This window comes from Sphaerisporangium sp. TRM90804 (assembly GCF_029846175.1).
Classification (GTDB): Bacteria; Actinomycetota; Actinomycetes; order Streptosporangiales; family Streptosporangiaceae; genus Sphaerisporangium.
On the sequence record NZ_JARWAC010000007.1, the window covers coordinates 505,239 to 517,825 of the forward strand.

11 protein-coding genes and 1 tRNA gene are annotated in these 12,587 nt (G+C 73.7%); 3 read left to right on the top strand and 9 right to left on the bottom strand.

What is annotated here, in order from left to right; translation table 11 throughout:
* Positions 1-74: 74 nt before the first annotated feature.
* The gene (locus PYR91_RS09775) at positions 75-2,624 is read left to right on the top strand and encodes an AAA family ATPase (protein ID WP_279779120.1); all 2,550 of its coding nucleotides are present in this window, start codon (positions 75-77) and stop codon (positions 2,622-2,624) included.
* A gap of 22 nt (positions 2,625-2,646) precedes the next feature.
* Here the strand turns inward: PYR91_RS09775 and PYR91_RS09780 are convergent.
* The 4 genes from PYR91_RS09780 to PYR91_RS09795 all read right to left on the bottom strand — a co-directional run bounded on the left by PYR91_RS09780 (position 2,647) and on the right by PYR91_RS09795 (position 5,823).
* A tRNA-Ser gene (locus PYR91_RS09780) sits at positions 2,647-2,733 on the bottom strand.
* A 56-nt stretch (positions 2,734-2,789) separates the two neighbouring features.
* Positions 2,790-3,611 carry a TIGR03943 family protein gene (locus tag PYR91_RS09785; RefSeq protein WP_279779121.1) on the bottom strand — a complete coding sequence of 274 codons (822 nt, stop codon included), beginning with the start codon at positions 3,609-3,611 and terminating at the stop codon, positions 2,790-2,792.
* Positions 3,612-3,616: 5 nt separating this feature from the next.
* Positions 3,617-4,645, bottom strand: coding sequence for a permease (locus PYR91_RS09790; RefSeq protein WP_279779122.1), 1,029 nt, complete (start codon positions 4,643-4,645; stop codon positions 3,617-3,619).
* Between the two features lie 83 nt (positions 4,646-4,728).
* Positions 4,729-5,823, bottom strand: coding sequence for an NUDIX domain-containing protein (locus tag PYR91_RS09795; RefSeq protein WP_279779124.1), 1,095 nt, complete (start codon positions 5,821-5,823; stop codon positions 4,729-4,731).
* Positions 5,824-6,046: 223 nt separating this feature from the next.
* On the opposite strand from PYR91_RS09795, the gene PYR91_RS09800 reads away from it, so the two are divergent.
* Positions 6,047-7,321: a hypothetical protein gene (locus PYR91_RS09800; protein WP_279779126.1), complete on the top strand. Its 1,275-nt coding sequence runs from the start codon at positions 6,047-6,049 to the stop codon at positions 7,319-7,321.
* Here the strand turns inward: PYR91_RS09800 and PYR91_RS09805 are convergent.
* The 4 genes from PYR91_RS09805 to PYR91_RS09820 all read right to left on the bottom strand — a co-directional run bounded on the left by PYR91_RS09805 (position 7,257) and on the right by PYR91_RS09820 (position 9,975).
* Entirely contained in the window at positions 7,257-7,823 is a 567-nt protein-coding gene (locus tag PYR91_RS09805; RefSeq protein WP_279779127.1) for a hypothetical protein, read from the bottom strand. The two genes, PYR91_RS09800 and PYR91_RS09805, sit on opposite strands and share 65 nt — an antisense overlap.
* Positions 7,820-8,416 (bottom strand): hypothetical protein, encoded by a 597-nt coding sequence (locus PYR91_RS09810; protein ID WP_279779128.1) that lies wholly within the window; start codon positions 8,414-8,416, stop codon positions 7,820-7,822. The genes PYR91_RS09805 and PYR91_RS09810 overlap by 4 nt, the downstream gene beginning before the upstream one ends.
* Positions 8,413-9,024, bottom strand: a complete 612-nt coding sequence (locus PYR91_RS09815) for a hypothetical protein (RefSeq protein ID WP_279779129.1) — start codon at positions 9,022-9,024, stop codon at positions 8,413-8,415. Before PYR91_RS09815 ends, PYR91_RS09810 begins: the two co-directional genes overlap by 4 nt.
* 180 nt (positions 9,025-9,204) lie before the next feature.
* Positions 9,205-9,975 (bottom strand): M15 family metallopeptidase, encoded by a 771-nt coding sequence (locus PYR91_RS09820; protein WP_279779130.1) that lies wholly within the window; start codon positions 9,973-9,975, stop codon positions 9,205-9,207.
* A gap of 337 nt (positions 9,976-10,312) precedes the next feature.
* Here PYR91_RS09820 and PYR91_RS09825 point away from each other — a divergent pair, with 337 nt between their 5' ends.
* Entirely contained in the window at positions 10,313-11,494 is a 1,182-nt protein-coding gene (locus tag PYR91_RS09825; RefSeq protein ID WP_279779131.1) for an ATP-binding protein, read from the top strand.
* A gap of 234 nt (positions 11,495-11,728) precedes the next feature.
* Here the strand turns inward: PYR91_RS09825 and PYR91_RS09830 are convergent, their stop codons facing one another.
* Positions 11,729-12,568, bottom strand: coding sequence for a MauE/DoxX family redox-associated membrane protein (locus PYR91_RS09830; protein WP_279779132.1), 840 nt, complete (start codon positions 12,566-12,568; stop codon positions 11,729-11,731).
* Positions 12,569-12,587 lie beyond the last annotated feature (19 nt).

Sequence of the window (12,587 nt, forward strand, 5' to 3'; positions counted from 1 at the left end):
ACGTTAGTAGTGATAGCGAACGGTAATCTTCAATTGTTTGCTGCCCCTTTAGCCCAGTCCCAAGGGGGAACACGGTGGCACGACACGATCGTGAGGATCCTCATTCCCTCGAAGAGCAGCTCGCCTGGCTCGACGCGATCAAGGAGAACGAGGAGCCGCCCGTCCCGGTGACCGTCGCCGCGGACGACACCGTCGTCTCGCCGTATCCGAACGATCCGTGGAGCCACGTGCCGGCGGAGCCGCCGGCGTCCCCGTCGCCGATGTTCCGCGCCGCCGGCGAGCCGCCGCGCGGGGGCGCGCAGCCCGACGACGGTCCGGGTGAGCGCTCCGGCGACACCGCGGAGGTCCCGCGCGCCGCGGCCGAGAGCCTCGGCGGATGGCAGACCGGTGACGACCCCTGGGGCAGGCCGGGCGACGACAGGTGGGGGAAGCCCGAGGAGCCGTGGGGCACGCCCGACGCCTACTCGTCCGGCTCCTCCGGGCCGGTCACGCCGCCGCCCGCGGGCAGCGCCCTCGGCGAGCGTCCCGCCGCCTCCTCCGGCAAGAGCGCCTTCGGCGAGCGGCCGTCCTCCGCCGGCGCCCTGGGTGAGCGGCCGTCCTCGGGCGGCGCCCTGGGCGAGCGTCCGGCGTCCACCCCGGGCGAGGCCGGGCGAACGGAGTCCGGCACCGGCGCCTTCGGCCTCCCGTCCGGCGGCTTCGGGGACGTCAAGCCGTCCGCCGGGGCCTTCGGCGAGCGCGGGCTGTCCGCGGGCGCGTTCGCCGAACGCCGTCCGGCGACGGAGACCGGCGCCTTCGGCGAGCCCCTCTCCGGCTCGGGCGCCTTCGGCGAGCCCGCCTCGCCGTCCGGCGCCTTCGCCAGGCCGGTCGTCGAGGAGCCCTCCGGCGAGCCCGCGGGCGAGGCGCCCGCCGCCGCCGGTTCCGCGACGCCTCCGGCGTCCCCCGCCGCGCAGCCGGTGAGCGAGGACACCGACAGCTTCACCTTCGGGTCGCTGGCCGAGAAGCCCTCGGGCGGCACCGGTTCGGGCTGGCCCTCCGCCGGCCTGGCCTCCTCGGCCACCAGGGCTCCCGCGGGCCCGGCGTCCCCGGGCGCCGGCGTGACCGGCGGCCGGTCGTCCAAGGGCGCGACGGAGGCGCCCGAGCCCTCCGGCGAGCCGGAGCCCGACACGTCCGACACTCGGGCCCTGCGGGGGTGGCCGGACGTCCCGCGCCCGGCGGAGCCCTCCGTCGAGGCCGACCCCGAGCAGGAGCGTTTCAACGCCTTCGCGTCGTCCGGCGTGGACGCCGACGACATCGTCGTGCCCCGCGTGGAGCACGTGGTGTACGAGCCGGAGGAGAAGGCCGCGCCGCCGGCGCCCGCCGCGGGCGAGGCCCGGCCGGCGTCCGCCTCGCAGCCCCTCGCCGCGCAGCCGCCGCGCGCGCCGGCCTCCCCGCCCGCCACCAGCCCGCCCGCCACCAGCCCGCCCGCCACCAGCCCGCCCGCCACCAGCCCGCCTGCCACGGCTCCGCCGGCGCCCGCCCAGGAGGCGCCCGCCGCCGAGGCCGCGGCGGCGCAGGAGGCCCTGGAGGAGCGCCAGCCGTACCGGCCGCGCCGGCGCCAGTCGACACCCGCCGACGGCCCTCAGCCGGCCTTCGGCGCCCCGTCGCGCCCGCAGGGAGCCCGGGGGGCGGCCAAGGCGGCGGTCGGCACCCGGCAGACCGCCGACAGCCTCGACCCCGTCTCCCTGCTCCGGGGGCGCAAGAACGCGCCCGCCGGCGGCTGGCGCAGGCTCGTCTTCAAGGCGTCCGCCGGGCTGATCAAGCCGGGGGAGTCCGGCGAGGTCCGCCGCCGCCGCGAGCTGCTCGCCAGGGCGCGCACCCCCGTGGCCACCGGGCACCACCGCGTCGCGGTGCTCAGCCTCAAGGGCGGGGTCGGCAAGACGACGACCACGGTCGGCCTCGGCGCCACCCTGGGCTCGGTGCGCGGCGACCGCGTGATCGCCGTCGACGCCAACCCCGACCGCGGCACGTTGTCCGACAAGGTGGAGCTGGAGACCTCGGCGACCGTGCGCGACCTGCTCAACGAGCGGCAGCAGATCAAGCGGTACGTCGACATCCGCGCGTTCACCTCGCAGGCGCCGTCCCGGCTGGAGATCCTGGCCTCCGACCGCGACCCGTCGGTCTCCGAGGCGTTCAGCGCGGCCGACTACCAGACGGTGGCGCAGGTGCTGGAGAACTTCTACTCGATCTGCATCACCGACTGCGGCACCGGCCTGCTGCACTCGGCGATGTCGGGCGTGCTCGGCCTGGCCGACCAGCTCGTGCTGGTCAGCTCGCCGTCGGTGGACGGCGCCAGGGCGGCGTCGGCCACGCTCGACTGGCTGGAGGCCCACCACTACGCCGACCTGGTGAAGGACGCCACCGTGGTGCTGTGCAGCGTACGGCCGCGCTCGAAGTCGACCATCGACCTCGACAAGCTGGAGGCGCACTTCGCCGCCCGCTGCCGGGCCGTCATACGCGTGCCCTACGACCCGCACCTGGAGGAGGGCGCCGAGATCGACCTCGACCGCCTGCAGCCGGGCACCCGCGAGGCCTACCTGCTGCTGGCCGCCTCGGTGGGCGACGGGTTCGGCGGCCGCCCGCTGTGATCGCGCGGCGGCCGGGCCGGGGCGGAGGGTGTGGGATTCGAACCCACGAGGCCGTCGCCGACCTGGCCGCTTTCAAGGCGGCTGCACTCGTCCACTATGCGAACCCTCCAGTGCGACACCAACGATAGCGGGGCCGCGAAGCCGCTCGCGCGGGAGATTCCCGGATCACTCGTAGGGTTCGGCGGGCTGGTCGACGCGGGTGAGGCCGGTGGCCTTCATCTCGGGGGCGACCGTGCCCTTGGGCAGCTTGTCGTACGGGGTCGCGACCCACGTGCCCGTCACCTCGACCCAGGTGTCGTCGGGCGGCGGGGCCACGCCGACCACGGCCACCCTGAGCGGGAACGCGTCGGCGGCGCAGCACCGCAGCTGCATGCGAGTGAGGTACCACTGGCCGCGCTTCTTGGAGCGGGCGACGAAGCCGGCCAGCCTGACGGGCTTGCCGGTCAGGGAGCGGTTGGTGTCGCCCCAGGCGCGCCCGATGAACTCACCCAGCGGCATGACCGTCACGCGGTCGCCGGCGAGGGCGCCGTACCCGTCGAGCACGGTGGGCCGGGGCTGAGGCGTCTCGTCGCGCCCGGCGGCGAAGGAGCCGAGGGCGGGCGGGGTGATGAGGAAGATGGCCATCACGGGCAGGCACAGCAGCCAGGCCACCCGGGGGCCGTGCCGGTGCCCCGCGTGCCCGGCGTGCCCGTCGTCCGGACTGTTCTCGCGGGCCGTGTCCCGGCCGTCCTCGGACGCCTCGCGCGCCCCGGCGTCCGGCGCGCGCCCGTCCGCCCAGGGCCCGTGCTCCGGCGGCCTGCGGTCGGGGACGAAGGGCCTGCGCCACTCCTGCACCAGCCCCATCACGCCGAGCAGGAAGACGACCAGCCCCGCCGCGATCAGCAGGGGGCGGAAGCCGGGTTTCACGTAGTTCAGGTAGGTCGTCGACAGGGCGGAGATGCGCAGCAGCGCGCCGCCCAGCAAGGTCAGCACCAGGCTCTGGGCCATGCGGTTCACAGCAGCGCCCACCCCACCAGCGCGCTGACCGCGACGGCCAGCGTGAAAGTCAGGGGGACGAACCGGAGGGCGAACGCCCGCCCGAACGTCCCCGCCTGCAATGCGATCAGTTTCAGGTCGACCATGGGCCCCACCACCAGGAACGCGAGCTTCGCCGTCGGGGAGAACGCCGTGAGGGAGGCGGCCACGAAGGCGTCGGCCTCGGAGCAGATGGACAGGACGACGGCCAGCAGGGCCAGCACCAGCACCGACAGCCACGGCACGCCGGCCACCGCCGACAGCCAGGAGCGGGGGACGACCACGCTGAGCGTCGCGGCGGCCAGGCCGCCGACGACCAGGAACCCGCCCGCGTGGAGCAGGTCGTGCCGCATCGCCGACACGAACGCCGCGTGGCGCGACTGGCCGGGCGGCACGTGGCGCGGAGGGACGCGCAGCCACTCGCGGCGGCCGAACGCCTGCCAGGCCCACCCGGCGAGCACGGCGACCACCAGCGAGGCGGCGAACCGGGCGACGACCATGAGCGGCTCGCCGGGGAAGGCCACCGCGGTGGCCACCAGGACGACGGGGTTGATCGCCGGGGACGCGAGCAGGAAGGTGAGGGCCGCTGAGGGGGCGACGCCGCGTGACATCAGCCCCGACGCCACCGGCACCGACGCGCACTCGCAGCCGGGCAGCACCATGCCCGCCGCCCCCGCGACCGGCACGGCGGCGTACGGCTTGGCGGGCAGCAGCCGGTTCCAGACGGACGCGGGCACGAACGCCGTGATGGCGGCCGACAGGGCGACGCCGAACACCAGGAACGGCAGGGCCTGCACGCAGATCGCGACGAAGATCGTCGACCAGGTGCGCAGGGCCGGCGCGGTCAGGTAGGGCGCCAGCAGGACGTTGCCGAGCACGAGGAAGCCGACGAGGGCCGCGAAGACCCAGGGCAGGACCTGTGCCTCCGGAGCTCGACGTCCCCACGTCGGCGGGGGGACCGGACTGTCGGGCTCGGCCGCCCAGTCAAGGCTGCTTCGATCGCTCATCAATGGTTCGGTGATGTCTTCGGATCTCGGGAGAGCCAGCAGGAGAAAGTTTCACGTTCCTTCGACGCCCTGACGCTACACCGTCAAACCCGCTGGAGCTGCCCAAGCAGCCAACTGGGGCCCGTGACCTCCGCGCCCAGCTCCCGGACCCGCCGGCGCAGCTCGCGGTCGGCGGTGACGACCAGCACCCGCTCCCACGGCCGGGTCGTCCTGATCTCGCGCACCGTCTCGACGATGGCGTCGTCGCCGTTCCCCGGCGCGTCCACCGCCGTCACCGGGCCCTGGGAGCGCAGGCCCCTGGCCGCGCCCTCGACGACCATGATGAGTCTCGGGAACCACCTGGCGGGCGCGGGAAACCCCTCCGGGGGGCGCAGGCCGCGCCGCGCGAGCTCCTCGACGTCCGCCAGAAGCCGCCTGGCGGCCCCCGCGCGGTCGCGCCACCAGCCGTGCTCGGCGCGGGCGCCGACGATGTTGGCCGCGTCCAGGACGACGACGGACGGCGGCAGGGCGAGCTTGATCTGCGGCCAGCTGTGCGCGAAGCCCGGGTGCAGCACCTCCCCGGCGTCGCGGTTCCCGGCGTGGCCGGGGTCGCGCCCGTCGTCGTCCCGGGCCCCGGCTTCGGCGTGCCCGGCTCCGGTCTCGCCCCCGGCCGGCTCGCCCCCGGCCGGCTCGCCCCCGCCTGACTCGACGACGACCGGCTCGACGACGACCGGGACGGCCGCGCCCGTCTGCTCCACCTCCGCGACGATCTCGACCGCCACCCGCAGGGTCTCCCCGGCGATCTCGTCGGCGCGCAGCCACCGCATCGCGGTGCTCTCGCCGTTCGCGGGCGCGGCGGGCAGCAGGGTGGCCGCCTCGGCGATCACCGTCGCGAACGACCAGCCTCCGTGGTCGTCCAGGTGCACCCCCAGGATGCGCAGCTCGTCGGCCGCCAGGGCGGCCTCCTCCAGCGCCTCGCGCAACGCTCCGGCGACGGCGTCCTCGTGGCTGTCGAGGGCTCCGCCGGGCAGGCCCCAGGTGCCGCCGTGGTGGCTCCACCCGGACCGCTTCTGCATCAGGACGTGAGGGGTTCCCTCGTCGTCGAAGTGGACGGCCAGCAGGCCCGAGGCGCCGTACAGCCCCCAATGCCGGTGGCCCTGATCGCACACGGCCCAGCCGTCGCCGTCCTTCACCGCCATCTTTCCATCCTGCCGCAACGCGGCGGGCGCGTCCCCCGTCGCCCACCCCGGTCCGCCGGGCGCCGTCACCCCGGCCGGCCCGGACCAGCCACCCCTCTTGCCGGTATTCGGGGTGATCCGGCTGATCAGTGGGAAACCAATCCTGTTTCCCGCTTGTGGTGTGATCCGGGCTTTCCCGGAACCCTCCAGGCGGTGCGCGCTGATTCGCTAGCATCCGTCAGCGATGGACGGTTCCCTCTCCCCGGTCCGGCTGCCCCTCGACACCTTCCGCCTCGCGGGCCGTCTCTTCCTGCCGCTCGCCTTCTTCTACTCCCTCGGCGCGCTGGTCCACCAGGGCGTCATCCTGGCGGCGGTGCACCTGGCCGAGCCCCGGGGCTGGCACGCCTACCTGGGGTTCGGCGTGCTGAGCTTCGGCGTGCTGGTCACGCTGACGGCGTACATCGCGATGCTCACCACCGCGGGCCGCGCCCTGGGCACCCACGAGACCGAGGCCCGTTCGCTGGACGAGCGCGAGCGCCGCCTGGTGGACGCCATCGCGCACACCCTGCTGCCGTTCCTCGTCTTCTACAGCGCCTGGAACCTGTTCGTCGACGACGTGCGCGCCTTCCAGCGGCTGTCGTCCGAGCTCGGCCCGCAGATCGACCTGGACGCCACCGCGCTGGTGGCCGAGCTGTTCGACTTCAACATCCTGGTCGTGGCCATCACGCTGGGGGTCTTCGCGCTCAAGGTGGCCTGCGAGCGGCTGTACGAGAGGTTCAACCTGCGCGTCCTGGGGGTGGCCAACAGCGCCCTGGAGTGCATGTGGATGTTCTTCGGCATCATCTCCCTGGGCAACTGGATCGGCCAGGGGGTCGACTGGCTGACCGGCCGCGTCGTCTGGGCCGACCTGACCGGTCTGATCGGCGGCCTGCCGCCGGTCGAAAGCCTGAAGCAGGCGGCCCAGGCCGTCGCGCCCTACCTGCCCGAGCTCAAGGACGGCCTGGTGCAGCCGCTCATCTGGCTCGCCATGGCCGCCGTCGTCCACAGCTCGTCGATGACCGACGAGATCAGGGTCATCCAGGGCACCCGCGTCGAGGCGCCGCTCTCGTCCTTCTGGCAACGGCTGCCCGCCCCGGTGCAGGCGGTGGCGGAGTTCTTCTCGCGCGGCTTCCGCGACAAGTACACGCCCCTGGCGAACGGCCTCCGCCTGGTCCTGCGCGTCGGCGCGCCCTTCTACCTGACGTTCTGCCTGATGTACGTGGCGCTCGAAGCGCTGGCGGCCGTCGGGTTCATGGCGCTCACCCGGCTGCTCGGGCCGCACGAGGTCCTGTGGTGGCAGATGTGGGAGGGCGCCGTCCTCTTCCCGGTCGACCTCGTGCACGAGGTGCTCCGCATCTGCCTGATCGCCGTCGCCTTCGACCTCGCCCTGCGCCAGGCGGGCGGCCCGGCCGCCGCTACGGAGCCAGTCGCACCGTCGCCCGGTCCGGCGACAGCCGCACCTCTACCCGCAGGTCGCTGAACGCGTCGGCGGGCACGACGTACTCGGCCTGGATGGTGTGCTCCTTGCCCACGGGGACCGGCGCCAGGGTGTAGTCCTCGTCCAGCACCTGGCACGAGACCGCGTGCGGCGAGTCGGGCGCGAGGTCCGTACGGAACGACCGCTCCCAGACCCGCCCCGCCCCGTCGGCCGCGTAGATCTTGCAGGAGCCGGTCTCCCTGGCGAACCACGCGCTCGCCCTGGCGTCCCTGGGCGTGGCCGAGACGACCACGACCGCGATCTTCGTGCGCGGCGGCAGCGGCCGGGAGAACTCCTCCTGCAGCCTGCCCTCGGTGATGCTCTTCAGGCGCCACTCGACGCCGTCGAGCGTGGCGGCCCGTCCCTGGGAGGCCACGACCTCCCGGCCGCCCTTGCCCGAGCGCACCTCGTACTTCTCCCGCCACGGCAGCACGGCGGCGGCGATCACGGCGGGGACCAGCACCAGCAGTCCCAGGCCGTAGGCGAGTTGGCGCCGCCAGGTCACAGCTCGCGCACCTGCCCGACCGTGAGCGAGGACGGCATCTCCTTCAGCAGCCGGCTCGCGTACGCGTCCGACAGGCCGAGGTCGACCTCCACGGCCGGGCCGAGGACGTCGAGGCCGCCCGCGCCATCGGCGTGCCGCGTCACGCTGAGCACCGCGCCCGCCAGGTCGCGGGCGGGGATCTCGAACAGCAGCGGCCCGTACACCGGGATGCCGGGCTGGAGCGTGACCTTGTCCAGCGTGTCCAGCACGGAGCTGGCCTCGTACTCCAGGCCGGCGCGGGTGCGCAGCCTGGCGCCCTGCGCCTGGAAGGTCTCGGTGGTCGCGGCGACGGTGGCCGAGACCACCACCCAGATCCCCGGCGTGCTCCTCGGCTCGCGGACCAGGCCGTAGGGGTCGGTCATCCGGATCGTCCGGGCGGGCTGCACGCGGTCGACCCGGAGCTGGAAGGTGGTGGTGTCGACCTGGTGGCCGGTGCCGCCCCGGGAGGCGATCGGGGCGTACCGCTGGTCGGGGGACGGGGTGGCGCGCTGCACCGCGACGTTGGCGGCGAACAGCGCCGCCGCGACGGCCGCCGCGACGAGGGTCCTCCTCACCGGCCCACCTCCAGGTCGTAGATCACCACGTCCTCACCCGGGCGCCACCTGGACAGCTCGGAGTCGAACCCCTCCTTGTATTCGCTGTCCCTCATGGTGATCTTCAGGTGGGTGGGGTCGGGCAGCGGCCTCGGCACCGTGTAGACGAGCAGCACCCGCTCCTTGAGGCGCGGGTGAAGCTGGTCGCGGGTGTGCGCCCCGTCGCGGATCACCCCGGCCGCGCTCATGTCCTTGAAGCGGTCGATCGTCGCGCCGCTGGGGGAGACGGTGAGGTGCAGGTCCTGGGCCAGATCCCGCACGGTGGCGGTGTCGTGGCCGATGTTCTCCACCCGCAGTTCGACGGCCAGGAACCGGCCCGGCTTGGCGTCCCCGAACGCCGGGGCCGGGTCGACGGCCAGGAGGGAGACCTTCGCCGGCACGATCGTGAACCGATGCCCGGCGCTCACCTCGCCGAGGCGGCGGCGCGGGACCTCGACCTCGGCCTCCTCCAGGCCGCCCGCCGGCCACGCGAGCGCCAGCGTGGTGGCCAGCACGAACACGGCGGCGGTGATGACGGCCCACGGCTTCGGAGCCCCCCGGCGTCCCTGCGAGCGCTCCGAAGAGGTCACGGCCAGCGATCATACGCGGCGATAACTCCCGAATGGGTGGTATCCCGGGTATTCATCACGCTTCGGCGGGAGAGACGTACGGGAAGCTCCGGGCCGGCTCCGACGCGGCGCGGTGGACTCCTTGCCCAGGCCGATCGTGAACGGCGCGGGCCGGGAACACGGCCCGGGCGAGCGTGGGCCTCACCCGCCGCCCTTGGAGAAGTGCTGGTAGTCCTTGGCGCCGGAGAAGTAGCCGCCCCACTCCCAGCCGTACTTCTCGAACAGGCTGACCACCCGGTCGCCGGGGTTGACGACACCCGGCTCGCGCAGCGGGCGCTTGGCGAAGGCCCGGGCGTTGCGGTGCGCGACCGAGCCGTCGGGCTCCACCCACGGGTTCTCCCGGGGGTTGAGGTCGATGGCCCGTCCGTACGCGTGCTTGGACCAGCTGGAGGCCCCGGTGGTCCTGCGGCAGTTGAACGCCGAGGTGTTGTCGGCCTCGATCGAGTCGAAGTCGCTGCCCTTGTAGACGTCGATCGTCCGCATGCGGGTGATGGGGAACCGCCAGTCGTAGAGCCGCCGGAACACGGCGGTGACGTCGTCGGTGACCGCGCGGTGCACGACCAGCTCCCCGGTGTGCGCGCGTTCGTCGAAGCCCCAGTAGGTCATGGTGACCTTGCGCAGGTCTTCGGTCGGCACCGGGCAGCCGGGACGCCACGACTCGCCGAGCTCCCGCGCGGAGACCGCCGAGACCTTGGCGGTGAACCCGGGAGGCGACTCCGAGGTGGCCTCCGGCGACGCGGGCGGCGTCCGCGGGCGGCCGGACACCTGCGGGGAGGCCGACGGCGGCGCCGCGGAGGTCGTCGCGGGTTCGACGGTGACGCCGGTGCCCGTGCCGCCGCAGGCGGTGACGGCCGCCGTGAGGCAGGCCAGGGCGAGAAAGCCCAGGTGACGATGGTTTCTGGTCCGGGACATACGTCAGCGTAAGCCCGCCGCGTGCCTGGTCGTGACGCAATCGTGATCCGGGGCCGCGATGGCGTGTCGGCCGGGGTTGTGGACGCGCCGCGCCAGAGCTTTTACGTTGAAGACCTCGCGCACGTGTTCGAGGAGGCGCTACAGTCTTGGCCATCGCATCGAACACGGGTTCGGACAACAGGGCGTGGGTGAAGGGTGGTGTGCCATGTCGTGGCTCGCGGCACCGGCGCCTCAGGCGCTCGTCCTGGTCCCAGCCCCGCGCGATCCCGCGACACGCCGTAGCGCTTTCTACGGAAATCTAGGACGGCCTCTAGATCCGGCCATAAAGTCCGAGAGCGTGGACCCCGTGCGCAATCCCTATGCCCCCGGTGCGGGGCAGCGCCCTCCGGAGCTCGCCGGGCGTGATCGTGAGCTGCAGCAGTTCGAGATCGTGCTGGAGCGGGTGGCCCGTGGCCGCCCCGAGCGCAGCATGGTCCTGACCGGGCTGCGCGGCGTCGGCAAGACCGTCCTGCTCAACACCTTCAAGTCGATGGCGATGCAGCGGCTGTGGGGCACCGGCAAGATCGAGGCCCGTCCCGAGCAGTCGATCCGCCGTCCCGTGGCCGCCGCCCTGCACATGGCCATCCGCGAGCTGGCGCCCCGCCATCGGGCGCCCGAGCGCATCGAGGAGTTCCTCGGCGTGCTCAAGGCCTTCGCCATGCGCGACCCCTCGGCGGCGAAGGGCACGTCCCACTGGTCCCCGGCGATCGACGTGCCCGCCCGCCGCGGCAGGGCCGACTCCGGCGATCTCGAGATCGACCTCACCGAGCTCTTCGTCGACGCCGCCTCGGTCGCCACCGATCTCGGCATCGGCATCGCCCTCTTCATCGACGAGATGCAAGACGTGCAGCCGCCCGACATCTCGGCCCTGTGCGCCGCCTGCCACGAGCTGTCGCAGAGCGGGGGCCCGCTGATCGTGGTGGGCGCCGGCCTGCCGCACCTGCCGAGCGTGCTGAGCGCCAGCAAGAGCTACTCCGAGCGCCTGTTCCGGTACGCCCGCATCGACCGGCTCGACCGCGAGGCCGCCGATCTCGCGCTCATCGCGCCCGCCGAGCGCGAGCAGGTCGAGTTCACCCCCGAAGCCCTCGACGCCCTGTACGAGGCGGCCGACGGCTACCCGTACTTCGTGCAGGCCTACGGCAAGGTCGCGTGGGATCTCGCGCCCCGCACCCCCATCACGGCCGACGACATCCGGGTGGCCGCGCCCGAGGCCGAGGAGGAGCTGGCGGTCGGCTTCTTCGGCAGCCGCTACGAGCGCGCGACCCCCGCCGAGCGCGACTACATGCACGCCATGGCCTCGGTCGGCGACGAGCCCGTGCCGACGGCCGACGTCGCCGAGCTGCTCGGCCGCAAGCCGTCCAGCCTGTCACCCGCCCGCGACAGCCTCATCAAGAAGGGACTCATCTACAGCGCCGAGCGCGGCCTCATCGCCTTCACCGTCCCGCACTTCGGCAGGTACCTCCGAGCCCAGCCGGTGTAGGCGCCGCAATCCCCGAGCCGGGCGCGGCGCCGCCGCGCTCCATCAATCTCTCTACGGCTTTCTAGAGGGGAAGCTAGAGAGCCGTAGAGAGTTGAATTCGCGCTGCCGGGCGGCCTTCGCGGGCCGCCCGGCAGCGCCGACGGCAGGCCGGTGCCGGGCCGGGCGCGTCCCGCCGTCGCCCGAAGGGGCCCGTCGATCGGAGCCGAGGGCGTCGATCGAGGAATCTAGGGCTGTCTAGTGCTGGGCCGATACTTCGACAGATTGCCGCAGACCGTTCTCCATGCCCGCCGCCGGAACGACGGTGACCCGAACCGGAGGGCGGCGCCCGCTCAGGTAGACCGCGAACACCACGTCCTCGGCGGTGCCGGCGGCGCCACGCGCGGGAAAGACGAAGAAGCGCCAGCACAGCTCCCGCCACGTGTCCGAGGGCTCGCCGGAGGTGAGCAGCCGCTCGTGCGCGCGCCACTCCGCGCTCGACCGCAGTCGGCTCGCGGCCTTCCCCGCCGGCATGGGGCGCTGCTCACACGGCGCGCGATACCGCAGCCGGGCGATGCCCTCGCCCATCTCGGGCGACAGAAGCGCCAGCAGGGCCGCGCCCGCGACCCCGGCCAGCCCCACCTCCCAGGTGAAGGCGGCCGGCAGGTCGGCGCCGGAGACCGGGACGACCGTGAGGATCACGGCCATGACCGTCAGCACCACGGCCCTGCCGATCGACCGCAGGCCGACCGGGGTGCCGCTGGTGTCTCCGAAGCAGCCGCAGCCGACGTCCGGCCGGCGCCGGCGCAGCTCCAGCAGCACGTACGTCGCCACCGAGAAGAACGCGATGGTGCCCCAGCGCGGCAGCGGGTGGTGGGTCAGCAGCAGGCCGGCCGCGAGCACCGTCTCACCGGCCGAACAGAAGATCATCACCGGTTTCCGCCAGCGTTCGGGCACCAGGACGCCGGGGCCGAGGCGCGAGAGCCCGCCCGGCTCCGACTCGCCGCCGGCCGTCGCCGCCTTCGCGACGCCGCCGAGGACGAGCATGAGGACGACAAGGCCGAGCGCGGCGGTGGCGACCGCCACATCCACCGTCACCCGGCACCTCCACGCGTCA